23 protein-coding genes are annotated in these 26,832 nt (G+C 65.1%); 6 read left to right on the top strand and 17 right to left on the bottom strand.

From position 1 onward, the window contains the following. Positions 1-5: 5 nt before the first annotated feature. The 10 genes from QM588_RS12760 to mqo all read right to left on the bottom strand — a co-directional run bounded on the left by QM588_RS12760 (position 6) and on the right by mqo (position 12,815). A complete protein-coding gene (locus QM588_RS12760) occupies positions 6-1,493 on the bottom strand; it encodes an MFS transporter (protein ID WP_032366427.1) in 1,488 nt (495 codons plus the stop codon). Between the two features lie 7 nt (positions 1,494-1,500). Continuing rightward, positions 1,501-2,736, bottom strand: coding sequence for a uroporphyrinogen-III C-methyltransferase (cobA, locus tag QM588_RS12765; RefSeq protein ID WP_442972909.1), 1,236 nt, complete (start codon positions 2,734-2,736; stop codon positions 1,501-1,503). A gap of 11 nt (positions 2,737-2,747) precedes the next feature. Beyond that, complete coding sequence (locus QM588_RS12770) at positions 2,748-4,430, bottom strand: ATP-binding cassette domain-containing protein (RefSeq protein ID WP_032366426.1); 1,683 nt, start codon at positions 4,428-4,430, stop codon at positions 2,748-2,750. Positions 4,431-4,500: 70 nt separating this feature from the next. Continuing rightward, positions 4,501-6,168 (bottom strand): DUF7800 domain-containing protein, encoded by a 1,668-nt coding sequence (locus QM588_RS12775; RefSeq protein WP_283313779.1) that lies wholly within the window; start codon positions 6,166-6,168, stop codon positions 4,501-4,503. Between the two features lie 37 nt (positions 6,169-6,205). Continuing rightward, a complete protein-coding gene (locus QM588_RS12780; protein ID WP_283313780.1) occupies positions 6,206-6,595 on the bottom strand; it encodes a cobalamin biosynthesis protein in 390 nt (129 codons plus the stop codon). Continuing rightward, a complete protein-coding gene (locus QM588_RS12785; protein WP_283313781.1) occupies positions 6,586-7,980 on the bottom strand; it encodes a cobyrinate a,c-diamide synthase in 1,395 nt (464 codons plus the stop codon). The genes QM588_RS12780 and QM588_RS12785 overlap by 10 nt, the downstream gene beginning before the upstream one ends. After that, positions 7,974-8,594 (bottom strand): cob(I)yrinic acid a,c-diamide adenosyltransferase, encoded by a 621-nt coding sequence (gene cobO / locus QM588_RS12790; protein WP_283313784.1) that lies wholly within the window; start codon positions 8,592-8,594, stop codon positions 7,974-7,976. The genes QM588_RS12785 and cobO overlap by 7 nt, the downstream gene beginning before the upstream one ends. Before the next feature lie 9 nt (positions 8,595-8,603). Continuing rightward, complete coding sequence (locus QM588_RS12795) at positions 8,604-10,541, bottom strand: magnesium chelatase subunit D family protein (protein WP_442972910.1); 1,938 nt, start codon at positions 10,539-10,541, stop codon at positions 8,604-8,606. Between the two features lie 265 nt (positions 10,542-10,806). Then, a complete protein-coding gene (locus QM588_RS12800) occupies positions 10,807-11,283 on the bottom strand; it encodes a GNAT family N-acetyltransferase (RefSeq protein ID WP_243593342.1) in 477 nt (158 codons plus the stop codon). A gap of 11 nt (positions 11,284-11,294) precedes the next feature. Then, positions 11,295-12,815, bottom strand: a complete 1,521-nt coding sequence (gene mqo / locus QM588_RS12805) for a malate dehydrogenase (quinone) (RefSeq protein ID WP_283313790.1) — start codon at positions 12,813-12,815, stop codon at positions 11,295-11,297. Positions 12,816-13,006: 191 nt separating this feature from the next. Here mqo and QM588_RS12810 point away from each other — a divergent pair, with 191 nt between their 5' ends. Together QM588_RS12810 and mtr are read left to right on the top strand one after the other, a co-directional pair. Next, on the top strand, positions 13,007-14,047 hold the full coding sequence (locus QM588_RS12810; RefSeq protein ID WP_283313792.1) for an alpha/beta hydrolase: 1,041 nt from the start codon (positions 13,007-13,009) through the stop codon (positions 14,045-14,047). Further along, positions 14,044-15,429: a mycothione reductase gene (gene mtr, locus QM588_RS12815; RefSeq protein ID WP_283313794.1), complete on the top strand. Its 1,386-nt coding sequence runs from the start codon at positions 14,044-14,046 to the stop codon at positions 15,427-15,429. The genes QM588_RS12810 and mtr overlap by 4 nt, the downstream gene beginning before the upstream one ends. Positions 15,430-15,436: 7 nt before the next feature. On the opposite strand, the gene QM588_RS12820 is transcribed toward mtr, so the two are convergent. Beyond that, complete coding sequence (locus QM588_RS12820; protein WP_094622518.1) at positions 15,437-16,003, bottom strand: alpha/beta fold hydrolase; 567 nt, start codon at positions 16,001-16,003, stop codon at positions 15,437-15,439. A 106-nt stretch (positions 16,004-16,109) separates the two neighbouring features. Here QM588_RS12820 and QM588_RS12825 point away from each other — a divergent pair, with 106 nt between their 5' ends. From QM588_RS12825 to QM588_RS12835, 3 genes are read left to right on the top strand one after another with little or no spacing between them, the layout of a single operon-like run. Further along, entirely contained in the window at positions 16,110-16,472 is a 363-nt protein-coding gene (locus QM588_RS12825) for a GntR family transcriptional regulator (protein ID WP_027496722.1), read from the top strand. After that, positions 16,469-17,419: an ABC transporter ATP-binding protein gene (locus tag QM588_RS12830; RefSeq protein ID WP_283313800.1), complete on the top strand. Its 951-nt coding sequence runs from the start codon at positions 16,469-16,471 to the stop codon at positions 17,417-17,419. The genes QM588_RS12825 and QM588_RS12830 overlap by 4 nt, the downstream gene beginning before the upstream one ends. Then, the gene (locus tag QM588_RS12835) at positions 17,416-18,111 is read left to right on the top strand and encodes an ABC transporter permease (RefSeq protein ID WP_283313802.1); all 696 of its coding nucleotides are present in this window, start codon (positions 17,416-17,418) and stop codon (positions 18,109-18,111) included. The genes QM588_RS12830 and QM588_RS12835 overlap by 4 nt, the downstream gene beginning before the upstream one ends. Here QM588_RS12835 and QM588_RS12840 read toward each other — a convergent pair. Further along, positions 18,095-19,624, bottom strand: a complete 1,530-nt coding sequence (locus QM588_RS12840) for a cobyric acid synthase (RefSeq protein ID WP_283313804.1) — start codon at positions 19,622-19,624, stop codon at positions 18,095-18,097. The genes QM588_RS12835 and QM588_RS12840 overlap by 17 nt on opposite strands. A 37-nt stretch (positions 19,625-19,661) precedes the next feature. Further along, complete coding sequence (map, locus tag QM588_RS12845; RefSeq protein WP_094622429.1) at positions 19,662-20,537, bottom strand: type I methionyl aminopeptidase; 876 nt, start codon at positions 20,535-20,537, stop codon at positions 19,662-19,664. A gap of 139 nt (positions 20,538-20,676) precedes the next feature. Between map and QM588_RS12850 the strand changes: the two genes are divergently transcribed. Then, entirely contained in the window at positions 20,677-21,546 is an 870-nt protein-coding gene (locus QM588_RS12850) for a helix-turn-helix transcriptional regulator (protein WP_256991865.1), read from the top strand. A gap of 22 nt (positions 21,547-21,568) precedes the next feature. On the opposite strand, the gene QM588_RS12855 is transcribed toward QM588_RS12850, so the two are convergent. The 4 genes from QM588_RS12855 to QM588_RS12870 all read right to left on the bottom strand — a co-directional run bounded on the left by QM588_RS12855 (position 21,569) and on the right by QM588_RS12870 (position 26,829). Further along, positions 21,569-23,359: a penicillin-binding transpeptidase domain-containing protein gene (locus tag QM588_RS12855; protein WP_442972921.1), complete on the bottom strand. Its 1,791-nt coding sequence runs from the start codon at positions 23,357-23,359 to the stop codon at positions 21,569-21,571. Between the two features lie 104 nt (positions 23,360-23,463). Beyond that, the gene (locus QM588_RS12860) at positions 23,464-24,300 is read right to left on the bottom strand and encodes a GNAT family N-acetyltransferase (RefSeq protein WP_283313809.1); all 837 of its coding nucleotides are present in this window, start codon (positions 24,298-24,300) and stop codon (positions 23,464-23,466) included. Between the two features lie 116 nt (positions 24,301-24,416). Continuing rightward, positions 24,417-25,556 (bottom strand): flavodoxin-dependent (E)-4-hydroxy-3-methylbut-2-enyl-diphosphate synthase, encoded by a 1,140-nt coding sequence (gene ispG / locus QM588_RS12865; protein WP_442972922.1) that lies wholly within the window; start codon positions 25,554-25,556, stop codon positions 24,417-24,419. Positions 25,557-25,617: 61 nt separating this feature from the next. After that, positions 25,618-26,829, bottom strand: coding sequence for a M50 family metallopeptidase (locus tag QM588_RS12870; protein WP_283313812.1), 1,212 nt, complete (start codon positions 26,827-26,829; stop codon positions 25,618-25,620). Positions 26,830-26,832 lie beyond the last annotated feature (3 nt).

Consider the following 26,832-nt stretch of genomic DNA (forward strand, 5'->3'; position numbering starts at 1 on the left):
GCTCGTCAGCCCTTTTGAGCGTCTTCCTGCGCGGCCTGCGCCTGGGCGACCTGCTGCGGGGTGAATCGAATGAACAGTGCGGCGATGCCGGCGATCACGGCGCAGACTGCGCAACAGAACAGCGCGAACATGTACCCGGAGCTCAGTGCGTCGAGCTGACTGTCGTTCATAAGAGTCGCCGGCCCGGATATGCCGCCGAGTGACAGTGTTCGCGACGTGACCAGTGCCCCGATGACGGCGAGTGCCAGAGGACCGCCGAGGGTCTGAGCGACCAGCGAGATTGCCGTCAGCGGACCGATTTCGGTGGGGCTCACGCCCGCGATGGCGCACAGTGGCAGCGGCACGACCGTCAGACCGACGCCGAAACCGATGCCGATCACCGGGAAGAACAACCCTGGGAAGTACGCCGAATCCGCGTCCATCGTCGTCACGGACACCAGCAGCCAGCCAACCATGATGACCGCACCACACAGAATCAGCCAGCGCGGAGCGATCCGGGTCACCAGTTGCGACGCGAGGAACGCCGCGGCACCGAGACCGAAGGCGAACGGCACGAACGCCAGGCCGGCATGCAGCGGGCTGTAGCCCAGGATGTCCTGCACGAACAACGCCACATACGCCGCGAGACAGAACATGACCCCGCCGGCGAAGAAGATCGCGACGAAGGTCGCCACTCGATCGCGACTGACGAACAACGAGAACGGCAGCAGCGGGTTCTCTGCCCGTCGCTCGACCAACAGGAACAATCCGAGGAACAGCAGTCCGGCGATCAACGACACGATGACGATCGGGCTCGACCAGCCCAGTTCGGTGCCCTCGCTCAGCGCGAGGACCACACCCGTGCAGCCCAGGGTCGCCAGGATCGCACCCGGCACGTCCAGGGCGAGCTTCGCCCCGACGGTCTCCTGCAGCGACACGACCGCGAGCACGACGATGACGATGCCGATCGGTACGTTGATCAGGAAGATCCAGCGCCACGACACCTCGGTCAGAGCGCCGCCGATGATGAGCCCGGCAATGGACCCGACACCGGTCATGGCGGCGTAGATGGCGATGGCCTGATTACGCACCGGGCCCGGCGCGAACGTCGTGGCCACCAGCGCGAATGCCGTGGGCGACGCCACCGCGGCACCGACCCCCTGCAGTGCCCTCGCCGCAACGAGTGTGGCTTCGTTGACTGCCAGTCCGCACAGCAACGAGGCGATCGTGAACAGGACGACGCCGGCGAGGAACATCTTCTTTCGCCCGAAGGCGTCGCCGAGCCTGCCGCCGAGCAACATCAGCCCACCGAATGCCAATGCGTAGGAGGTCAACACCCAGTTGCGCCCGGCGTCGGACAGACCCAGATCGGCCTGCAGCGGAGCCAGGGCCAGGTTGGCGACGGTGCCGTCGAGAACCACCATCAGTTGCAGCCCGCTCAGGACGATGATCGCCATCCCGAATGCTCGGGTCGTCACCGGGTACTTGATCTCGGTGGCGGAGGTGTTGGACATCGATGACTCAGGCACGAGCGTTCACGTTACCGGCGTTTACAGAGAACCCGGCCACGGTGCCAATGACGACGATCGCCGGCGGCCTGATCTCGGCCTCGCGGACCGCGTCGGCAACGGTGCTCAACGTGGCCCGAACTTCACGTTGGGTGCGCATGGTGCCCTCCTGAACGACGATGACGGGGGTGTCCGACGGGCGGCCGCCCGCCACGAGTACATCGGCGAACAGCCCGATGCGCTCGACGGCCATCAGCAACACGATTGTGCCCTTGAGCTTGGCCAACGCGTCCCAGTCGACCAGAGAATCGGGATGATCGGGGGCCACGTGACCGCTCACGACGACGAATTCGTGGGTGACGGCGCGATGCGTCACCGGGATTCCGGCCGAGGACGGAACCGAGATCGCGCTGGTGATGCCCGGTACCACGGTGACCGGAATGCCCTCGGCGGCCAGCGCTTCGAGTTCCTCGTAACCGCGACCGAAGACGTACGGGTCACCGCCCTTGAGCCGAACCACGAACTTGCCGGCCTTGGCACCGTCGATCAGCGCCTGGTTGATGGCTTCCTGCGCCATCGCCCGGCCGTACGGGATCTTCGAGGCGTCGATGACTTCGACGTGTGGTCCGAGTTCGGCGAGCAACTCGGGTGGAGCCAGCCGATCGGCCACCACGACGTCCGCGTACGCCAGCAGTCTGCGGCCCCGGACGGTGATCAGATCGGGGTCGCCCGGTCCGCCGCCGACGAGCGCGACACCGGTCAGCGGCGCGTGCGCCGAGTCGGCCACGACGCCGGACTGCAGCGCCTCGACGACGGCATTGCGCACGGCGGCCGATCTGCGATGCTCGCCGCCTGCCAGCACTCCCAGCGTGAGGCCGTCCCATTCGGCCGACGCCGGAGTGACGGCTGTGCCGTCCTTGGCGATGTCGGCACGGACACAGAAAATCTTGGACGCGGTCGCCTCGGCGACGATGGCGATATTGGTCTCGGCCTCGTCGGTGCAGGCGATGGCGTACCAGGCGTCGGCCAGATCGCCGTGGCGGTAATCGCGCAGTTCGAGCGTCACCTGCCCTGCCGTCGCCATTGCCTCCACGGCCGGAGTGGCCTCGCGGGTGATCACGTGGACCACTGCTCCGGACGAGATCAACAGCGGTAGTCGACGCTGCGCGACGGTGCCGCCACCGACCACGACGACGCGCCGCCCTTCGAGATTCAGGCCGACCAGATAGGGAGAGTCAGTCGCGTTCACGAGAGGAAACGCTACCGCGCGCGCTGGACTCGCTTCTCGTCCCATACGGGCTCGGCTGCTTCGTAAACCTGCCCGGTGGCACCGAACACCAGGAATCGATCGAAACTGCGGGCGAACCACCGGTCGTGTGTCACCGCGATCACGGTGCCCTCGAATGCCGCGATGGCGTCTTCGAGCGCATCGGCCGACATCAGGTCGAGGTTGTCGGTCGGCTCGTCGAGCAGCAGCAGAGTGGCACCGGAGAGCTCGAGCAGGAGAATCTGCACACGCGCCTGCTGCCCGCCCGACAGATTGTCGTAGGACTGTTCGGCCGCGCGGGCCAGACCGTATCGGTCCAACGCTCGCCCGGCAGCCTCACGGCCCATGCCGTCCCGGTGCTCGTTGCCCATGTGAAGAATCTCGAGCAGCGTGTTGCCGGCAAGGTCCGGACGCGTGTGCGTCTGCGCGAACAGACCGGGCCGTACCCGGGCCCCGAGTACCGCTGTCCCGGTATGCGGAACGGGCGCGAGTGCGAGTTCCTGAACCGGTTCGTGCTCCTTCTCGGGATCGGTGCCGCCGTTGGCGAGCAGACGCAGGAAGTGCGATTTGCCCGAGCCGTTGGAACCCAATACCGCCACGCGATCGCCGTACCAGATCTCGGTGTCGAACGGTTTCATCAGGCCGGTCAGTTCCAGGGCCGTGCACACGAGCGCACGCTTGGCCGTTCGACCACCGCGCAACCGGACGGTGACGTGCTGCTTGAGCGGCACGGCCTCGGGCGGTCCGGCCTCTTCGAACTTGGCCAGTCGCGTCTGCGATGCGTGGTAGCGGGCGGCGACGCCGTCGTTGAACTTCGCCTTCTCACGCAGACGCAACACCAGCGCGCGCAGTTTGACCAATTCCTCGTCCCACCGCCTGCGCAGTTCGTCGAGCCGCGCGTTCCGGTCTTCCCGCGCTGCGTGATACGTCGCGAACCCACCGCCGTGCACCCACGCGGTGGCCCCGCTCACCCCCGGCTCGAGGGTCACGATCCGATTGGCAGCGTTGGCGATGAGTTCCCGGTCGTGGCTGATGAACAGGACGGACTTGTCGGAGTCGCGAATCGTTGCTTCCAGCCACCGTTTGCCGGGCACGTCGAGGTAGTTGTCCGGCTCGTCCAGCAGCAGCAGATCATCGGTGCCGGCGAACAACGACTCGAGCACGAGCCGCTTCTGCTCACCGCCACTGAGCGTCGAGGCGGCGCGCCACTTCGCGCGATCGAACGGCATACCGAGCGCAGCCGTGGTCACCTTGTCCCAGAACGGTTCCAGGTCGTAGCCGCCCACGTCGCCCCAATCGGACAGGGCCTGCGCGTACTTCATCTGGGTCTTCTCGTCGTCGACCTCGATCATCGTGTTCTCGGCGGCGTCGAGCGCAGCAGCTGCGGACCGCACGGCCGGGGACGCGACCGACAGCAACAGGTCCCGCACGGTCGAGTCGTCTCGCAGTTGCCCGACGAACTGCCGCATCACCCCGAGCGAACCGGAGCTCGACACCGCGCCCTCGTCGGGAGCCTCGTCGCCCGCCACGATGCGCGTCAACGTCGTCTTACCGGTTCCGTTGGGTCCGATCAGTGCGGTCTTGGCGCCGTCGCCCACCCGGAAGCCGACGCCGTTGAGCAGCTGCCGTCCGTCGGGCAGGAAGTACACGATGTCGTTGAGTTCGAGATGGGCCACAACGAACCAGCCAACCCCATAAGCCCCTCGATGGCCAATCGTTTTCACCCGAGCCGGCGAGGAGCCTGTTCTAGGCGAGCGCCAGGCTGGACGTTCGTGTCAGGACCTGCTTCCCGGCATCGTCGACGTGGGCATGGTGGACCTGCAGTCGCGCCGAGTCGCCGTGCAGGGTCAGCAGCATGACACCGTTGTCGAACCACGGGCCTGCCTCGGCCTGCCACTCGACACCCGACGGGCCCACATGGGCGGACCGCGCCAGTTTCGACAGAATCCTCGCCGCAGGCCGTTTGACGGCCAGTTTGTTGACCACGCGAATGGGCAGATCCAGAGGGTTGCGGAACGGAGACATGGTCAGCTGATACGTCGCAGGCACGTCCCGCCCACCAACACCGAAGTCGGCGTTCGCGACGTACGAGCAGTGCACGTCTCCCGAGAGCCACATGATCGACGCAGGCTTGTCGTCACCGCGCGAGAGCTCACGCGTCAGGGCGGCCATGTCGTTGAACGAGTTGGTGAATGCGGCCCAATGCTCGAGGTCCAGTCCGATCCGCATTTTTTCGGCCAGCTTGGCCGACCTCGGCCCCCAACTCCCCTGTGCCACGGCCTCGTTCCACTGTTCGAGGTGATGCAGAGCCGGCAGCATCAGGTACGGCAGCGACGATCCGAACAGCAGGTGTCGGGGCGTCGTCTCCAGGGCGCGCTCGCGGACCCACGCCCATTCCTTCTCGTCGACCATCTCGCGGTTGTCGGGATCGAGATTTCGTGAGCACCGCGAGTCGATCATGATCAGACGGGTGTCGCCGAAATCCCGATAGAAGCTCCACCGGCCGGTCTCGGGAGCCCGATCGACGCGCAACGCGAAGTCGGCCAGCAGTTTCTCGCGATCTGCATCGGACTCGGCGGAGCGCACGGCGGCGTACATCTCGTCCCCCGCCAGTTCTTTCGGCGAGAGATTGCCCAGATGTTGATACACCCAGTACGACGAGTAGGCCCCGATCACGCGATCGTTCCACCACGGCCGGGTCTCGATGTCACGACGCCAGGAGGCCGACGAATTCCAGTCGTCGCGCAGATCGTGGTCGTCGAGAATCATGCACGACGGGATGCTCGCCAACAGTGTCCGCACCGGCTCGAGTCCCCACGATTCCCGATACAGCCAGGAGTACTCCTCGAAGTCGCAGATCTCGTTCTCCGCGTCGGTGCCGACGGCACTGGACGGTCCCTCTCCCGACTTCCGTCGCGCCTGCAGTCGCTCGACTATCTCGGGCGACGGGTCGTCGGCGTACACCTGGTCACCCAGAAGCAACAGGGCCTGGGGCCACTGACCCGGATCCTGTTCGATGAGGACGGATCCGAGCCCGGCGAGTGCATCGGCACCGATCGTCTTCAGGGACTCCTCGCTGTAGTCGTCGCCGCGCCGACACGACCCGAACGCGAGTGTGACCGGCCCCTCTGCGTCCACGGTGTGAATGCTGGCCCGCTGGCCGTCCTCCGGCCACACCCTGTGCTCGTCGACGAACACCTCGTAGCTCACCGGCGCGTTGGCGGGCAGGCCTTCGAGTGGAACGAGCGCGAAGTGGTGACCGTGCACTCCCCACGTTCGTTCCGATGCTCGGACGCCGACATCGGTGACGACGGTGACTGTGCAGGGGTGCGCCATCTCGAACCACAGGGTCGCGGTCTCGGTGCCGACATAACGAACGATCGGGCCGAGTAGAACCAGACTGTCGGAACTCATTCGACCCACAGTGCCCTCGTCGGCCCGCTTTCGCCAGTCAGTGCGTCAGATCCGCCGGTTCTTCGTTCGTCGCGGCCACCGCGACGACCACCGTGGCCCCGACTGACCTCGGAACCAGCAGCTGCCGCGCCGAGCCGGCCAACAGAGCCGACGCCTCCGCGACGCTGGCGGTACCGACTGCGTCTCGCACACGGTCCGACCCGAATTCGGTCACGACTGCAGACAGGTCCGCCGCCGAGAACGTCGCTCCTCGAACACCCATTCTCGACGCGATCGCCGCCACGAGTTCTGCTTTTCGGTCGATCGATGCGATGCTCACCACCGACCAGTTCTCGTGCATCACATCGGCGATCGCCTGCAGTACCTCGTCGGGTCCGACGCCGGCTCGGGCACCGATTCCGATGACGACGCCATGCTTCACACGCACGCGTAATCGTGCGCGGCAGAAACGAATCGAGTGATGGACTCGGGGTTCCCCGCGGCGTGCGTGTGCAGGTAAGAAGCGTGGACACCACCCTGCACGAAACCCTCGCGTGCAGCAGTTCTACCGTCGATCCCTTGTTTGTGCCAACCCCAGGCCGCCGGTGCGCTCTCCCGCACATCCACCAGTTTCGTTCGGTGGAATTCGTGGCCGGTGACGCGGCTACCCGCGTCGAACAGCGTCGACGATTCGAGGGCGACGGCATCGCGATACCCGAGGGTGAGCGTGTTGCCGAATTCCGCGTCGACGTCGACTACCCCGGCCATGGCGTGGCCGTCCAATCTCCGTGCGAGATAGAGCAACCCAGCGCATTCGGCATGTACGGGCAATCCGCGGGCTGCAGCTGTCCTGATATCGGCGAGGAGCAATTCGTTTGCCGCGAGGGCGGCGGCATGCTCTTCCGGGAAGCCGCCGGGGAGCACCACTCCTGCTGTGTCCGAGGGTAATCCGTCGCGCAGCGGATCGAAGACCGCAACATCTGCGCCGGCGGCCCGGAGCAGTTCGACGTGCTCGGTGTAGCCGAAGGTGAACGCCGGGCCGCCTGCGACCGCGATCACCGGCGCGCCACCGGACGGTCGAACCTCGAGTGCGGGGTTCCAGGCCGGGGCTGTCACCGACGATCGCGCCAGCGCCTCGACCGCCTCGATGTCGACGAACTGTGCGACCAACGCACTCATCGCGTCGACCGCATCGGTAGCGGCACCGCCGTGCTCCACCGCGGTGATCAGCCCCAGATGCCGTGACGGAACGACCAATTCGCTCATCCTCGGCAGGGAGCCCAGAACCGGAACACCCACTCGTTCGCAGGCCTGACGGAGTACCTGTTCGTGCCGATCACTGCCGACGCGGTTGAGAATCACACCGCCGATCCGAACACTCGAGTCGTAGGTGGAGAATCCGTGCAGAACGGCAGCGAGGGATTGACTGTGCCCGCGTGCGTCGACCACGAGCACCACCGGCGCGCCGAGCATCGCTGCTACTCGCGCGGTCGACCCCTCGGCGGACGCCTCGCCCGGACCGGTCATGTCGATCTTGCCGTCGAACAGGCCCATGACGCCTTCGACCACCGCGATGTCGCAGCCGCTGCTGCCGTGCAGGAACAGTGGTCCGATGCGGTCGGCACCGACCATGACGGCGTCGAGATTTCGACCGGGCAAGCCCGCGGCGAGCGAGTGATAGCCGGGATCGATGTAATCCGGGCCGACCTTGAACGGAGCGACCCGACGGCCGGCACTGCGCAGTGCACCCATCAGTCCGGTGGCGACCGTCGTCTTTCCGCTGCCCGACGCGGGTGCCGCGATCACCACTGCCGGACACGACCGATTCACCATTCGACGCCCCGCTGCCCTTTTCGACCCGCGTCCATCGGGTGCTTGACCTTCGTCATCTCGGTGACGAGGTCGGCGGCCGCGATCAACTCCGGCGGAGCGTCACGGCCGGTGATGACGACGTGCTGGTTGCCGGGTCGACGAACGAGGACGTCGACGACCTCGGCCACATCGACCCAGCCCCACTTGAGTGGATAGGTGAATTCGTCCAACACGTAGAAGCGATGCGACTGCTGCTCGATGCGCCGTGCGATCTCACGCCACCCCTCGGCGGCGGCGTCGGCGTGGTCGACGTCGCTGCCCTTCTTGCGGGTCCACGACCACCCCTCGCCCATCTTGTGCCATTCGACAGCACCGCCGATTCCGGTGCTCTCGTGCGCGTCGCCCAGAGCACGAAATGCGGCTTCCTCGCCCACCTTCCACTTCGCGCTCTTGACGAACTGGAACACGCCGACGTCGAAACCCTGGTTCCAGGCCCGCAATGCCATTCCGAACGCAGCGGTCGATTTTCCTTTGCCGGGACCGGTGTGCACGGCCAGCACCGGTAGGTTGCGGCGTTGACGTGTCGTGAGGCCGTCCTCCGGAACGGTTCCCGGAGCAGGTACACCCTGAGGCATGGCTGCCCCCTACGCCGCTGCGCGAACGACGGCGGTGACCTGTTCGGCAGACAGGTCCGCGAGCGCCACGTATCCGCCTCCGAGACAGCCGGCGAAGTCCGCGGCCAATCCCAGGCGCACCATGCCCGACTCGCAGTCGACGACGACCGACGCGATCTTGTCCGACGCGATGCGGCCGGCGGCAATCCGCGCCCGGCCGACGGGATCGGTGCCGCCCGTAGCTCGCCCATCCGTCAGTGCCACCACCAACGCGCGCCGCAGCGGGTCTCGAACCTTCTCGCGCAGCACCAACTCCCGCGCTGTCAGGAATCCCTGTGCCAACGGAGACTTGCCCCCGGTCTTCATCTTTCGCAACCGCGTCACGGCGACATCGACCGAGGACGTCGGAGGCAGCACGGTCTCGGCCTCGGTGCCTCGCACGGTCACGACCGCCACCTTGTCGCGCCGTTGGTAGGCGTCACGCAGCAGCGAGAGCACCGCACCCGTCACCGCCGACAGTCGGTCTCGCGCAGCCATCGATCCCGACGCGTCGACGACGAAGACGATGAGGTTGCCCTCGCGTCCCTCCTTGACGGCTCCGCGCAGGTCCTCGGGCGCGAGCCGCAGCCGCCCGGACGTGCGCCCGCGCTCCACCTGATGCTCGGCTGCCGCGAACAACGTACCGATCAGATGCAGACCCCGGCCCGGTTCGACGGTGGGACGAACCGACCGTCCGTACGAGGACCTCGACCGCGAGCGCCTACCCGGAGCACCTTCACCGACCCCCGGGAGTTCGATGAGCCGCGCCTTGAACTGCGCGCCCGGTGTTCCCGCCGGTCGGTCGCTGCCGGCACTGGTCGGGGCCTTCTCCTGGCTGTCGGCCGGTTCCTGCGGCGTGTCGGATTCCGTGCTCGACGACGCGTCGGAATTATCCGCCGCGTCGGGCTTCGGTGCTCCTCCGTCACCGTCGGGATCCGGCTCCGGCTCGGGATCGGGTTGCTGCTCGGCCTGTTCGGCCGCATCGCGCATGGCGTCGTCGAGCTGCTTGTCGTCGATACCGGGCTCGTCGAAGGGGTCGCGTCGACGCCTGTGCGGTAGCGCCAGTTCGGCCGCGACGCGCACGTCCTCCTCGGTGACCTCGCTCGCGCCTCGCCACGCGGCGTGGGCGGAGGCCGTACGCGCGACCACGAGGTCGGCCCGCATACCGTCGACGTCGAACGATGCGCACAGCGCGGCGATGCGTCGAAGTTCCTTGTCGCTCAACACCACATCGTCGAGGATCGTGCGTGCAGCCACGATCTGCGCGGCGACGGCGGCGTCCTCGTCGACGTACGCGGCCGCGAACGCGTGGGGATCACGCTCGTAGTTCATGCGCCTGCGCACGACATTCATGCGCACGTCCACATCACGCGACGCAGTGACCTCCACCGCCAGACCGAATCGGTCGAGCAACTGTGGCCGAAGCTCGCCCTCCTCGGGATTCATCGTGCCCACGAGGACGAATTGTGCTGGGTGAGAATGCGATACGCCGTCTCGCTCGACGTGTACGCGACCCATCGCCGCCGCGTCGAGCAGAACGTCGACGAGGTGGTCGTGCAACAAGTTCACTTCGTCGACGTAGAGAACGCCGCGGTGTGCCGCTGCGAGCAGGCCGGGTTGGAATGCTCGTTCCCCGTCGCGCAGTACCTTCTCGAGGTCTATGGACCCCACCACGCGGTCCTCGGTGGCTCCCACCGGAAGCTCGACCAGCTTGGCCGGGCGGGCACCGTCCTCGTCCTCGACGGCAGGCAGCAGAGTTGCGAGCGCGCGAACCACCGTCGATTTCGCGGTCCCCTTCTCGCCGCGCACCAGCACACCGCCGATACCGGGGTGCACCGCGCACAGAATCAACGACAACCGCAGCTGATCCTGACCGACGATCGCACTGAACGGATATCCCGGTTCGGGGACACTGCTCTCTCGCTGCACAACCAATTCCCTTCGTGCTCGGAGTTCCGCGCCGAGCGTTCGGTGGACGACACGAAGCCGGGCGGCGATCTGGCTGACAGGAGAACACTCCTGAACACAGTGGCGGGACCGCGCCTGGTTCTCACAGGACTTCTCCGCACACGACTTCGAACGGAACACTACCGCCGAACGAACGAATGCCACACACGGTAGGGCCGTGTGTGGCATTCGTTCCGGGAGTGGAGCCTGCGGAACGACCTCACCAATTACCGAGTACTGCAGGAGATCAGGTTTCGCTCCAGGCGGTGCCTCCGCCGCGACGCATCGGTGTGTGCGGGATACCGTCCTCGAGCACTTCCTCGCCGTCGGGCAGGAAGCCGTGCTTGGCGTACATGTCGACGAGGTAGCTCTGCGCGTTGATCCGGCACGGTGCCGAACCGACCTCGGCCAGTGCGGCCCGCAGAATTCGCGTGGTGTGTCCCTGCCCCCTGGCCGAACGCTGGGTGCACAGGCGGCCGATACGGAACGCCTTCTCGCCGTCGTCGTGCTCTTCGAGCAGACGCAGAGTGCACACCACTTCACCGTCTCGTTCGAGCCAGAAGTGCCGCGTCTCGGTCAGCAGGTCGCGTCCGTCCAACTCCGGATAGGCGCAGGCCTGCTCGACCACGAACACCTCGACACGCAGCTTCAACAGGTCGTACAACGTGCTGTTGGACAGGTCTAGTGCCCACGATCGTTTGAGAGCTGCTGCTTGCGTATTCATACCTTTTGCTATCACACACCCGTGGGCTGTGCGAGCTCACGCGAACTTTCCAGCTCCAGCGTCTTCGAGGTCCAGGACCAGACCTCGTCGAAGAGCGAGCTGTTCTGAGCCAGTTTGACCCCCAGGGACGGGACCATTTCCTTGAGCTTGGGCTGCCACGCGTCGTACTTGTCTCCGAAGCACCGCTGCAGCACGTCCAGCATGGCCGGTACGGCTGTCGATGCGCCGGGAGAGGCACCGAGCAGGCCCGCGATGCTGCCGTCGGCAGCGTTGACCACAGCGGTGCCGAACTCGAGAACGCCGCCGCGTCCCTTCTTGCGGATCACCTGCACACGCTGACCGGCCGTGACCAGTTCCCAGTCCTTGGCGACGACGGTGGGCGCGAACTCCCGCAGAGTCTCGACTCGGTCGGCCTGCGACTGCGCCAATTCGCTCACCAAGTACTTCACGAGGCCGAGCTCGGTGACCCCGACGCCGAGCATCGACATCAGGTTGCCCGGCTTGACCGAGCCGGGCAGATCGGTGATCTTGCCCTGCTTGAGGAACTTCGGTGACCATCCCGCGTACGGTCCGAACAACAGCCCCTGTTGGCCGTTGATGACGCGTGTGTCGAGGTGCGGAACCGACATCGGCGGAGCTCCCACCGAGGCCTTTCCGTACACCTTGGCCGAGTGCTGCTCGATCAGCTCGGGGTTGGTGCACCGCAGCCATTCGCCGCTGACGGGGAACCCGCCGAAGCCCTTGATCTCTGCGATGCCCGACTTCTGCAGCAGGTGCAGTGCGCCACCGCCCGCCCCGACGAACACGAACTTGGCGTTGACGGTCTTCTTCGCACCGGTGCGCTGGTTCGCCACCTTGACGTCCCACGTGCCGTCGGACTGCTTGGTGATGTTGCGCACATCGTGCCCGAAGTGCACGGTGCCACCCGCAGCGGACAGGTAGTTCAGCAGCTGCTTGGTGAGTGCACCGAAGTCGACGTCGGTGCCTTCCTGACTCCAGTTCAGCGCAACCGGATCGGAGAAGTCACGGCCACGAGCCATCAGCGGCAGTCGCGCGGTGAACTCGTCCTTGGAATCGATGTACTCCATGCCGGCGAACAGTGGGTTGCCGACAAGCGCCTCGTAGCGCGCCCGCAGGTACTTCACGTTGTCCTCGCCGTGCACGAAGCTCACGTGCGGGATCGGGTTGATGAAGTTCTTGGCGTCGGAGAGGACGCCGGTCTCGATGCCGTGGGCCCAGAACTGCCGCGAGACCTGGAACTGCTCGTTGACGTTGAGCGCCTTGGCGATATCGACGCTGCCGTCCTTGTTCTGCGGCGTGTAGTTGAGTTCGCAGAGCGCCGAATGCCCGGTGCCTGCGTTGTTCCACGCGTCGCTGCTCTCGGCCGCTGCGGCGTCGAGACGTTCGTAGACGTCGATCGACCAGTTCGGCTCGAGCTGACGGAGCAGCGCACCGAGGGTGGCGCTCATGATTCCGGCACCGACCAGAACGACGTCGGTCTTGATCCGCTTACCCTGCTCATCTGTGGACACTGGAGAATCGACTTCCTTGTCTGTAAAGGTCTCGGCCGGTGGCGGTATCGGTCCGAGAACTCTTCTGTAGAGGGTTACTCACCCGATGCGGTCAGGTTACTAGCTGGGCCTACCCCATCGGACACCACGTCAACCTGCTCTCGATTGTGCTCCTCGGACGCTGTCGGCGGCGCCCACTACAGTTGTGATCTGTGACTACCTGGGTTCCCGATGTCCTCGGCGACGGCTACGAACAGACGACAATCCCACTCGGTGACGATCCGGACGGCGAGGGCCAGGTCGAGGCCACTCTGGTGCGGTATCAACCGCCGGGTGTCGCCAGCTTCGACCGCGCGGTGATCTACGTCCACGGCTTCACCGACTACTTCTTCCAGCGACACATCGCCGAGCATTTCGCCGCCAAGGGATACGCGTTCTACGCGCTCGACCTGCGCAAGTGCGGACGATCGCGCCGCGAGGGCCAGACCGCACACTTCGTGACCGATCTGGCGATGTACGACGCCGAGCTGAACGAGGCGCTGAGCCTGGTCCGCGCCGAGCGCGCGGACGCGCCGGTGCTGCTGATGGCGCACTCCACCGGTGGCCTCGTGTTGCCGCTGTGGCTCAACCGTCTCAACCGTCAGGAGGGCGGCTCGTCCGGGTTGGGCCTGGCAGGCGTCGTCCTCAACAGCCCCTGGTTCGACCTGCAGGGCCCGCCTGCGATACGTAGCGTCGGTACCGCGGCGATCGACGTGATCGGCAGATTTCGGGCAAAGACGCCGGTCCCCGGGGGCGGCTTGGATACCTACGGCCTTTCCCTCGCGGCATCGGAGCAGGGCGAGTGGGATTACGACCTGGACTGGAAACCCCTCGCCGGCTTCCCCATCACCTTCGGCTGGATCCGTGCGGTCCGGCACGGGCATGCCGAGCTGCACCGCGGCCTCGACATCGGGATACCGTCGTTGATCCTTCGCTCGAAGGTGACGCATTTCTCCCGCCGCTACAGCTCGGCCGTCGACGCGGCCGATGCCGTTCTCGATGTCCGGCAAATCGCCCGTTGGGCCGGCTGCCTGGGTGATCGAACCTCGATCGTCCCCATCGAGGGCGCACGCCACGACGTCTTCCTGTCCACCGAGGGCCCTCGCTCACGGGCCTTCGAGGAAATGGACGAATGGCTCGAGTGGTTGCACCGGGGAGAGAAGACCGACCACGCGTCGGGCAAGGACCACACCGAGATCGGACACATTTCATGACAGAACATTTCGACGTCGTCATCATCGGCTCGGGCTCGGGAAACTCGATCGTCGATCAGAGGTTCGACGACAAGAAGGTCGCCCTGATCGAGGAGAATGCGACGTTCGGCGGTACGTGCCTCAACGTCGGCTGCATCCCCACCAAGATGTACGTGTACGCGGCCGAGGTGGCTCGTACGGTGCGAGATTCCTCCAAGTACGGCATCGATGCGCACGTCGACACGGTCCGCTGGCCGGACATCGTCGAGCGGGTCTTCGGACGTATCGACCCCATCTCCGAGGGCGGTAAGCGATACCGCGCCGAGGGCAGCCCCAACGTCACGCTGTTCGAGGGTCACGCACGCTTCGTCGCCCCGCGCACCATCGACACCGGAACCGGTAAGACCATCACGGCGGACCAGATCGTCATCGCGGCCGGCTCACGTCCCACCGTGCCGCAATCGATCGAGGATTCCGGTGTCACCTACCACACCAACAACGACGTCATGCGCCTACCGGCACTGCCCGAACACCTCGTGATCCTCGGATCCGGTTACATCGCAGCCGAATTCGCGCACGTGTTCTCCGCACTCGGATCGAAGGTATCGATCGTCGCCCGTAAGGATTCACTGCTGCGCGCGTTGGATGCCGATATCGCGAAACGATTCACCGAGCTCGCCCGGGCCAAGTGGGAAGTTCACCTCGATTCCGGTGACACGCGCGGGATTTCCGAGGGCGGACTGCACGGCGTCGAACTTGCGGACGGCACCAAGGTCCTCGGAGACGCGTTCCTCGTGGCCGTCGGCCGGCAGCCCAACGGCGACCGACTGAATGTCGGTGCTGCTGGGATCGAGCTGGACGACGAGGGCCGCATCACGGTCGACGAGTTCGGCCGCACCACCGCCGAGGGCGTGTTCGCACTGGGCGACGTCTCCTCGCCGTATCAGCTCAAGCATGTGGCGAATCAGGAAGCGCGCGTGGTCCAGTACAACCTGTTGCAGGACGCCTGGCAGGGCGACACGTCGGCGTTGCGTACCTACGATCACCGATTCGTTCCCGCAGCCGTGTTCACCGACCCGCAGATCGCGGAGGTGGGGATGACCGAGGAACAGGCCCGAGACGCAGGGCTCGACATCTCGGTGAAGGTCCAGAACTACGGCGACGTCGCCTTCGGCTGGGCGATGGAGGACAGCGAGGGGCTGTGCAAGATCATCGCCGAGAAGGGCACCGGCAAGATACTCGGGGCCCACATCATCGGAGCTCAGGCCCCCACGCTCATCCAGCCGCTCATCCAGGCGATGAGCTTCGGGTTATCCGCCCAGGACATGGCCCGCGGTCAGTATTGGATTCATCCGGGACTGCCCGAGGTGGTCGAGAACGCGCTCCTGGGCCTCGAACTGTAGTTTTCGGTCACCAGGGGCTGGTGCGGAGCACTATCTCCGTGGCCAGCGCAGCCGGGGCGTCGGCCGCGACATGTTCGACACCGTCGAGCGCTACGACCCGGAAGTCCGAGTAGACGAAGCGGCCGCTGTTGTCGGCGGCCGGACGCATCGCGGAGTTGCCGATGACAAGCGTCGTCGGCAACTCGACTGCCGGGCATTCGGCGTCGCGCACGACTCCCCGATCGTCGGCGATTGCCGGATGGCAACGATCCACGGCGATGAGGCTGGCAAACCTCCCGAAGGTCTTGGCCGCGAGCCTCCAGGCCGTTTCTGCACCGGCCCCGCTCCCGACGAGGTGGACCCACGACAGCTTCAGCTCGTCCAGTAGGGCGAGAACAGCGTCGTCCCCCACTCCATCGATGTCTTCCACCGCAACGGTTTTGAGATCCGAGTTGTGCAACCGCTCGCTGACCGAGTCGTAGACATCGACCGAATCGCCGATCCCGGGCAACAGGAGCACGGCGTGCCGACTGTCCGGTCCTGCTACTCGTATCGAAACAGACCCGCCCGCAGCACTCACATGCGTGAACTCCATGGGGACGACGGTACTGCCTGTTGCCAGAACCACGCATCGGTTCTATGGTTAGTTACATGAGTAATGAACCAGTGAGGCATCGGACCTCACCGCAACGGTGGTGGCTCTGATGGACGAGGGCAGGCCGATCTTCCTGCAGATCGCCGAGCTCGTCGAGAACTCGATCATCGACGGCTCGCTCGCCGAGGAGGAACAGGTTCCCTCCACCAACGAGCTCGCCGCGTTCCACCGCATCAATCCGGCCACAGCGGGCAAAGGCCTGGCCAAGCTCGTCGCCGACGGCGTCGTCTACAAGAAACGAGGAATCGGGATGTTCGTCACCACAGGCGCACGGGACGCACTTCGGTTCCGTCGACGCGATCTGTTCGCCCGTCAGTACATCGACCCGCTCGTCACCGAGGCACGCAAGCTCGGAATGACCGTCGACGAACTCAAGACCATGCTCGACAACTGGGAGGCAGCGCGATGAGCATTCACGATGTCCGTACGACCGACGAACCCCGTCGCATCGTTGCGTCGGCCACACACCTGACCAAGAAGTTCGGCTCGTTCACTGCAGTCGACGACGTGAGTTTCGAGATCGAACGCAACAAGATCTACGGCTTCCTCGGCCGCAACGGAGCAGGCAAGACCACCGTCATGCAGATGATGACCGCCCAGATGCGCGAAAGTGATGGTGAGATCTCGGTGTTCGGCGAGCGCCCGTGGGAAAACCCACGCGCTCTGAGTCACGTGTGCTTCGTCAAGGAAAGCCAGAAGTATCCCGACGATCTGAAAGTCAAGAACGCCATCGCGCAGGCGTCCCACATTCTTCCGCACTGGGACAACGACTTCGCCGCCGAATTGCTGCGCGATTTCGACCTCCCGTTGGGTCGCAAGATCAAGAAGCTCTCTCGCGGAATGACGTCGGCACTCGGAATCGTCATCGGTCTCGCGTCCCGAGCGCCACTGACGTTCTTCGACGAGCCCTATCTGGGGCTGGACGCAGTATCACGACACATGTTCTACGACCGACTGCTGGCCGACTACGCGGAGAGCCCCCGAACGGTCGTTCTGTCGACGCACCTCATCGACGAGGTCAGCAATCTGATCGAGCACGTGATTCTCATCGACAAGGGAAGAATTCTGCTCGACGCCGAGTCGGACGATCTGCGGGAGAGAGCATTCGAGATCACCGGCCCGACCGAGGCTGTCGACCGGTTCGCTGCAGAGCATCGAGTTCTGCACAGAACTGCTCTCGGCTCGACAGCCCGAGCGACGATCGACGGACGACTGAACGATCACCAGCAATCCCTCGGCGTGGCGTCCGGTCTCAGTATCGACCCGATTCCGTTGCAGCAGTTGATCATCGATCGAACCACTGCCCATTCCGGCTCTACCCACGAGTCGACCACCGCCGAGGAGGCCTTGTCATGAAGCGCATATTGAACGTAGCTCGGGTTCACAACACCTCTTGGGCAACCACATTCGCGTGGCCCCTGGGAATCCTCGTCGCAGTCTTCGTGATCACCTACGGCATCTTCTCGGTCGTTCCGGAAAGCGATTCGGATTTCAGCTTCAGCGGCGGCGTGTTCTCGGTCTATGGCTTCGCTATTGCCTTCTACGTCACGGCTATCACCCAGTGCTTTCCGTACGCGCTGAGCCTGAGCATCACGCGTCGCGAATTTCTCACTGCGACAGCATTGGTGGGGGTGGCACAATCGGTCGCCCTCGGCACGATCGTCTACCTGTTGTCGGTAGTCGAAGCCGCGACCGGCGGCTTCGGCCTGAAGATCCGCATGTTCGGTCTGGCCCGCTACGCCACCGACAACCCGCTCCTGCAGTGGCTGACTCTGGTGATCGGACTACTACTGATCGGATCCGTCGGGGCGTTCGTCGGAGTCGTCTATCGACGCTTCCGCACGAACGGTCTGTTCACGCTCGGACTCGCCGGCCTCGTCGTTTTCGGAGGCGGCGCGATCGTGATCACGTGGCAGAACTGGTGGCCCGACGTCGGGACGTTCTTCACCGACACGCCACGCGTGCTTCTGCTGGTGGTCGTTCCGCTCGTGATGACCGGGATCTTCTCGACCGTCAGTTGGATGGGCTTGCTCAAAGCATCTGCGTGACGATCTTCTTGGTCGAGACGTCGACGCCGTTCTCTATCAGATCGAGAACGGCGTCGACGTCGATGTTGCTGTCCACCAGATCGGCCAGCAGATCCAACTGCTGTTCTCGTAGGGCCGCGACCGACGTGTCGGACGCAACTTCGAATCCTGCGCGCCCAGCCTTCTCCGCCACCCAGGCGAGAAAGGATCGACGAAAATCATCGGACTCGAGCAGTCCATGCCAGTGGGTACCCAGAACGCTGCCGCGTAGGCTGCCTTCGGAACTACCCGACGCGGAGGCCAACAAGGCGTCGTCGCCGTTCCGTGCGACCCGGCCGTGGTGAATCTCGTAGCCCGACACGGAATTCGGGCCGAACTGCAGCGACAGCCCCGCCACCTGCGCAAGCACTTTGTCGGCCGCGAACTCGACCGACAGATCCAGCAGACCGAGACCACTGACTGCGCCGGCTCCGGATTCGACGGTGTCGTGGATCGTTCGGCCCAACATCTGATAGCCACCGCAGATCCCCAGAACCGGAAGTCCCGCAGCCCCGCGTGCCGCGATCGCATCGGCAAGTCCGGTGCGCCGCAACCACTCCAGATCCGACACGGTGGACTTACTGCCCGGAACGACCACCAGATCCACATCCTCGAGCCGGGACGGCTCGGTGACCCAGTGAACCGACACCCCAGGCTCGCAGGCCAACGCCTCGACGTCGGTGGTGTTGGAGATTCTCGGCAAACGCACGGCCGCGACGCGCAACCACTGCGAGCCGTGCGGTGCACGCGGCCTCCCCACCGGAGCATCGGGAACGGTTCCGAGTGAATCCTCGGCGTCCATCCACAATCCGTCGGCGAACGGAACGACACCGTACGTCGGGCGTCCCGTCAACGCGCGCAACTGATCGAGACCGGGTGCCAGCAGAGCAGGATCACCGCGGAACTTGTTGATCACGAACCCGGCGACGAGCGCCTGATCCTCCGGAGACAGCACCGCCACGGTGCCGAACAAGTGAGCCAGCACTCCCCCTCGATCGATATCCCCCACCACGATCACCGGAAGAGACGCCGCCGTCGCCAACCCCATGTTGGCCAAGTCCGTGGCGCGCAGATTGATCTCGGCGGGCGAGCCAGCCCCCTCGCAGATCACCACATCGAATTCCTCACGCAGAGAGGCCAATTCGTCTGCCACCACGGCGCGCAACGACTGCCGATGCTCGATGTAGTTGCTCGCACTCACCTGCGCTACCGCCCGCCCGCGCACCACCAACTGCGAGGTCCGGTCGCTTCCAGGTTTGAGCAATACCGGATTGAAGCGGACACTCGGCTCGAGACCGCAGGCCGATGCCTGCATCGCCTGCGCTCGGCCGATCTCACCGCCGTCGAGCGTGACCACCGAATTGTTGGACATGTTCTGCGCCTTGAACGGAGCCACCCGCACGCCCCGTCTTGCCAACATCCGGCACAGGCCGGCGACCAACACACTCTTGCCTGCATCCGACGTCGTCCCGGCAACCAGCAGAGCGCCTTTCACGGCAGTATCGGATTCTTGTTCACTCCGCAGGCTCCGCTCACGGCAGTGTCAAGATCTCGCTGCCCGTCTCGGTCACCACGAGCGTGTGCTCGAACTGCGCGGTCCACTTCTTGTCGTGCGTGACCACCGTCCAGCCGTCGTCCCACATCTCGGCGTTGATCGTGCCCAGGTTGATCATCGGTTCGATGGTGAACGTCATGCCCGGCTCGATGATGGTCTCCACCGACGGCTGGTCGTAATGCAGCACGACGAGGCCGTTGTGGAACGTCGTGCCGATGCCGTGGCCGGTGAAGTCCTCCACCACGCCGTAGCCGAACCGGTGCGCATAGGACTCGATCACTCGCCCGATCACGTTCAGGGCGCGCCCCGGCTTGACCGCTTTGATGGCACGCATCGTCGCTTCGTGTGTCCGCTCGACGAGCAGGCGCGCCTCCTCGGACACGTCACCCGCCAGGAACGTCGCGTTGGTGTCGCCGTGCACACCGTCGATGTATGCGGTGACGTCGATGTTGACGATGTCACCGTCCTCGATCACCGTCGAATCGGGGATGCCGTGGCAGATGACCTCGTTCAGCGAGGTGCAGCACGATTTCGGAAAACCCTTGTAGCCCAACGTGGACGGGTACGCGCCGTGGTCGACCATGTACTCGTGTGCAATACGGTCGAGCTCATCGGTGGTCACCCCCGGTGCCACGGCCCGGCCCGCTTCCTGCAGAGCGCGAGCCGCGATCTTCGACGCCACGCGCATCTTCTCGATGACCTCGGGGGTCTGCACCCACGGCTCGCTGCCTTCGTTCACGGTCGACTTCCACGCGTATTCGGGTCGCTCGATCGACTTCGGCACGGAGAGGACGGGCGAGACGACGCCTGGCACGAGTGGCTGACGGGGCTTGCTCTCGGCGGTGACAGACATGCCGTCCAGACTAGTCGCCGCAATCTTGTCCAGAAGAACCAGCGCTGCTGGTCGAGGCCACCGAATCTGCGCCCGCGGGACCGGATATGATCTGGGTCACGATTGCCGTCGACGTACCCGAACCGAGGAAGGAAGCGTCGTGGTCCATTCCAGCCTGTTGCGCCCCCGGGACGGCGACGCCCTTCGCGCCGAACTACGCCAGGTCGTCGCGATGTCCGCCGTGCCCGTCGTGTTCGGCGGGGAAGTGTCCTCGGAGACGCTGCACCTCAGCGAATTTCACGGCACCCGCACGCGTGGTCTGGACGGGCTCGCTATCCCGCCCCGGTCCGGTCTCGGTGGCCGGGTCATGGAGCAACGTCGGCCCGCGGCCGTAAGTGATTACGGCGCGTCGATGTCCATCACCCATCACTTCGACCGGCCGGTCCTCGGCGAGGGCCTCAAGTCGATCCTGGCGGTGCCGGTTGTCGTCGCCGGAGCAGCGCGCATGGTGATGTACGCGGCGGTGCGAGAACGCGGTCCCCTCGGCGATCGAGTGGGCGACATCATGACCGCCGCAGCCCGGCGCCTCGGTCAAGAGATCGCCATCCGCGACGAGGTCGATCGCCGAGTGCGCCTCATGGACAGTGCGCGGGCGAATTCGGACGGGCACCTCTCGCGCACGGCAGAGTTGCGCAGTGTGCACGAGGAGCTGGCCGAGCTCGCTCGGTCGATCGGAGACGCGGCGGTCAAGCACAGACTGGACGCGGTGACCTCCCGACTGGCAGCAACGCTCGGTCGGACGGCGCACCAGGACAGCGACACAGGCAACTCGCAGGCACTGACGCCACGCGAGATCGACGTCATCTCGCAGGTCGCGCTCGGTTGCACCAACGTCGAAGTCGCAGCACGGCTGTCGATCGGCGCCGAGACGGTCAAGTCCTATCTCCGCAGCGTCATGCGGAAGACCGACTCGCATACTCGATACGAAGCGGTACTCGCATGTCGTCGACTCGGGCTGCTGCCGGGCTGAACCCGTCCCTTCGGCGTAGCGCTCAGTACCCCGGCGGAAGCTGCTCGAACATCTCCCGGGTGACGGCGACTGCATTGTCCGAGCTGCCGCCGCGTACCACCAGGGTCGCGAAGGCGATGTCGCCTCGGTACCCGACGAACCACGAGTGAGATCCGCCCTCGACCTCGGCTTCCCCGGTCTTGCCGTACACCTCGCCCTGGTCGGCAATCCGTTCTGCAGTTCCGCTGGTGACCACCGAGCGCATCATGCCGCGTAACCCGTCGACCATGGCAGGTTCTATCGGTGGATGATCGCCGGTGATGGCGGTTTCCCGTCCGACCAGAAGATTGGGAACCGGTGTGGAGCCGTGGGCAACCGTGGCGGCGGCCAGTGCCATCCCGAAGGTCGAGACGACCACCTTGCCCTGGCCGAATCCGTCCTCGGTGCGCTGGACGAGTTCGTCGGCGGGTGGGACCGAACCCGAGTCAGTCGGCAATCCCACGACGTCGTAGTCCGGACCGACGCCGAACTGGGACGCGGCCACGGTCAACGCGTCGGGCGACATCTCGCTCGCCAGCTTCGCGAAGGAGGTGTTGCACGATCGGGTGAACGCGGTGCTCATGGTCACGTCACCGAGGGCGAACTCGTTGTAGTTGGGGACGCTTCGTTCGCCGATCTCGATACGCCCGGGGCACGGAACGGTGCTCCCCGGGGTCGCGAGTCCGCTGGAAATCGCCGCCCCGGCGGTGATGATCTTGAACGTCGAACCTGGTGGGTAGAGACCGGCCGACGCGACCGGTCCGTCCCGATCGGCGGCCGGATTCTGTGCCACCGCGAGGATGGCCCCGGTGGACGGCTGGATGACCACCGTCATGGCCTGCTCGGCCCTGGCATCGACCGCTCGTTGCGCCGCGACCTGGATATTTCGATCGAGACTGATCGAGAAGGACGGTGCAGGCTCGGGCGGAGTGTCGGTGAGGACGTCGATGTCGACGCCGTTGCGGTTGCTGGTCACCACGCTCCAGCCCGCCTTGCCGTCGACGTCGTCGATAACGGCCTTCTTGACCTGGCCCACCAGGTCCGGCGCGAAGGTGGGGTCGGTGGACACGAGATCCGATTCGTCGGACGCCGTGACTCCTGGGATCTCGGTCAGCGCCGCCGAGATGGGTTCGAAGTCGCTGTCTCGCAGCAGCGCCACCGGGTAGTCGCCGTCGACCGAAGTCGCCGACTCGACGATCGACTGGGCCGTGATCGACGCGTCGAAGGGTGTCAGCAGTATCGACAACGCCGTCGCCGAGGCCACGACGTTGTTGGCGTTCGACGCGTCGAACTTGATGCGATGCACGACCCCGGGTACCAGGACGTCGGTGCCGGAGCGCTCGTTGACGCGAGCGCGTGGTGCAGCCGTCGAGCGCAAAGCCATGGTCTGCGTGTCGCCGAGCTTCGGGTGGATGTCCGAGGCGGTCCATCGCACCACCCACTCCCCCGCACTTCGGCCCATGTTCAGCTGGCCGTCGTACGTCCACACCCGATCCTTGGGGAGCTGCCATCGGTACGTGTAGCCGACCGTGGCGGTGTCGCCGTCGACGCGAACCGACGTGGTCTCGGCCTCGAGGGCCTCTGCCTGCAGGTTGGTCCACGCCTCGCTCAGCGCAGCGGCTGCGGCGTCCGGCTTGTCGGTGTCGGCAGCGGCCGCAGGGATGTCGTTGGCCTCGAACGCCGCGAGGAATGCCTGAGCTGCGGGCTCGGGACCGTCGGGCTTGGGCGTACACCCGGTGAGGCAGGCACCGACGACGGCACCGATCACGGTCACCGCACCCAGCCGTCTGTGCATCCAGGTCGCAACAGGTGATCTCATTGCGCCCCATCGTAATACGGCTGGTGCGTCGACCACGTCAACGAATCGCGTTTCGGGACAGGCCGATCGAGCGACCGCGCTCAGTCCAGCAGCACCGTGGTGAACGTAGCCACTTGCGTCAGACCGATCTTCGCGTAGGCCCGGCGCGCGACGTAGTTGAAGCTGTTGACGTACAAGCTCGCAGTACGACCCTGGCGGACGACCGAGTTCACCACGGTCGCCGTTCCGGCTGCACCCAGGCCGTGCCCACGTCGGTCCGGGTGCACCCATACTCCCTGGATCTGTCCGACAGCTCCGGATTGCGAGCCGATTTCTGCCTTGAACACCACGCGGCCGTCCTCGAATCTAGCCCAGGCACGTTGCGCTGCAATGAGACTCGCGATCCGGCGCCGGTATCCCCTACCGCCGTCGTTCAGTCGCGGGTCGACTCCGACCTCTTCGATGAACATGGCAACGGCCGCGGTCAGATACACGTCCAGCTCGTCGGGTCGAACGAGTCGAACAAGAGGATCAGGTGAGATGGACGAGGGTACCGACGTGGCCAACAACGGTTGCTCACCGCGTACCTCTCGCGCCGGACCCCAATCCGTCTCGAGCATCTCCCACAACGGAAGCGTCAACTCCGCTCTGCCGACCAACGACGAGCACAGGCGCGGTCCACGGCACGCGCGATCCGCGAAGGAACGAAGATCGTCACTGGAACCGAGCAACGGAACCAGATTCGCACCGTAGAAGCACAGCGACTCGTCCGGTCCGCCTCTGCTCCACATCTCGCCGTGGAACGACCTCGGATCGAGGCCCGATTCCTGCACACGCGCCGCAACCATGCAGGTTGCAACGGGGTCGGCGTCGAGCACCCGGAGCACGTGCGCGACGTCCCGATTACCGAGAGGCTTCGCACCGAGGAGCTTGAGCACCTACCGACCTCCTGACCCACCTACCGCGTACGCACCGATTCTGAAGCGAATCATTCCAGACAATGTGTTCCCTCGGTGGCAGAGCGGCAAACCGGACGCCGAACAGGTGGACCTGCTCAGCTGACGGTGACCACCGGCGCGCCACCACTGGCGACCTCGTCCTTCTCGAACTCCTCGGCAATGCGCATCGCTTCCTCGATCAACGTTTCCACGATCTGCGCTTCGGGGACCGTCTTGATGACCTTGCCCTTGACGAAGATCTGGCCCTTGCCGTTGCCCGACGCCACACCGAGGTCGGCGTCGCGGGCCTCGCCCGGCCCGTTCACGACGCAGCCCATGACCGCGACGCGCAGAGGGATCTCCATGCCTTCGAGTCCCGCAGTCACCTCGTCGGCGAGGGTGTAGACGTCGACCTGTGCGCGCCCACACGACGGGCAGGAGACGATTTCGAGTTTGCGCGGGCGCAGATTGAACGACTGCAAGATCTGGTTTCCCACCTTGATCTCCTCCGCCGGCGGTGCCGACAGGGAAACCCGGATGGTGTCGCCGATGCCCTTGGACAGCAACGCCCCGAAGGCCACAGCGGACTTGATGGTCCCCTGAAAAGCCGGTCCCGCTTCGGTGACACCGAGGTGCAGTGGGTAATCGCACTGCGCCGCCAACTGCTCGTACGCAGCGACCATGATGACGGGGTCGTTGTGCTTGACCGAGATCTTGATGTTGCCGAAACCGTGCTCCTCGAACAGGCCCGCTTCCCACAGCGCGGATTCCACGAGCGCCTCGGGTGTCGCCTTGCCGTACTTCTTCATCAGACGCGGGTCGAGAGAGCCGGCGTTGACACCGATACGGATGGGGATGTTCGCGTCACCGGCCGCCTTGGCGACCTCCTTGACGCGGCCGTCGAACTCCTTGATGTTGCCCGGGTTGACGCGCACCGCTGCACACCCGGCGTCGATGGCCGCGAAGATGTACTTCGGTTGGAAGTGGATGTCGGCGATCACCGGAATCTGGCTCTTCTTGGCGATGATCGACAACGCGTCGGCGTCGTCCTGTGTGGGGCACGCAACACGAACGATGTCGCAACCCGACGCAGTCAGCTCCGCAATCTGCTGCAGGGTGGCGTTGATGTCGTGGGTCTTGGTGGTGCACATCGATTGCACCGAGATGGGGCTCTCGCTTCCGACACCCACCGACCCGACCTGGAGCTGCCTGGTCTTTCGACGTGGCGCGAGTACGGGCACCGGCGGTGCGGGCATTCCCAATCCGACTGACACGGACACAGTGGCCTTCTTTCCTAGCTACGACTGTCGAGTCTACTTAGAACAATTGAATCGGGTTGACGATGTCCGCCGTGAGCGTCAAGAGAGAGAACCCGATGAAAACGATGATGACCACATAGGTGACAGGCATCAGTTTCATGTAGTCCACCGGCGCGCCGTCGGGCAGGCCGCGACGATTGCGGAAAATGTTGCGGATGCGCTCGTAGATCGTCACCGCGATATGGCCACCATCGAGCGGCAACAGCGGCACGATGTTGAACACACCGAGGAAGAAGTTGAGCGACGCCAGCAAGCCGATGAACGTGGCCCAGTTGTCGTTCTCGATCGCCTGGCCACCGATGACACTGGCTCCGACGACACTCATCGGCGTGTCCAGCCCTCGTTCACCACCGAAGATCGAATCCCACAGCGCCTCCACCTTGCTCGGCAACTGCACCAACGCTTTCCCGGTCTGCACGAAGATGTCCCCGGTGAAAACAAAGGTCTCGGGCACCGCTTCGATCGGGTTGTACCGAATGTTCGGCGGAGGGCCACCGGTGACGCCGATTGCCCCGACCGTGGTCGATGTCTTCGTGCCGGTTTCGGGATCGACCACGAAACGCTGAACTTGCTCCACGGGAACCGTGATCGTCTGCGTGATGCCGTCTCGATCCACGGTCAAATCCACGGGACCGGTTGCGGCCTGGACAGCGAGAACTACGTCGGACCAGACTTCCGCAGGCGAACCGTTCACCGCGGTGATCACATCACCTCGTTGCAAACCTGCGGCGGCGGCGGGCCCACTACCAGCACATCCGGCCAGATCGCCACCCTCGGTCTGCGTCGGCGCGACACACACGACCCCTTGAACAGTCGTCGTAGGGGTGTCTCTGTCGGGCGTTCCCCACCCGAGCACCAGGGTGTAGATCAGCACGATTCCGAGCACGAAGTTCATCGCGATGCCGCCGACCATGACGACGATGCGCTTCCATGTCTTCTGGCGGTACATCGCGCGCTCGACCTCGTCGGGCGCGAGCTCGTCGATGGCGGTCATACCGGCGATGTCGCAGAACCCGCCTGCCGGAATGGCTTTGAGTCCGTACTCGGTCTCCCCGCGACGGAAGGAGAAGATCTTCGGGCCGAACCCGATGTAGTAGCGGCGAACCTTCATGCCGAGCGCTTTCGCGGTCCACATGTGTCCAGCCTCGTGCAGCGCGATCGAGACACCGATTCCCACGGCGAACAGCACGACACCCAGAGCGAACACCATGTG

Origin of the sequence: Rhodococcus sp. IEGM 1354 (assembly GCF_030056855.1) — a bacterium.
In the GTDB taxonomy this organism is placed as follows: Bacteria; Actinomycetota; Actinomycetes; order Mycobacteriales; family Mycobacteriaceae; genus Rhodococcoides.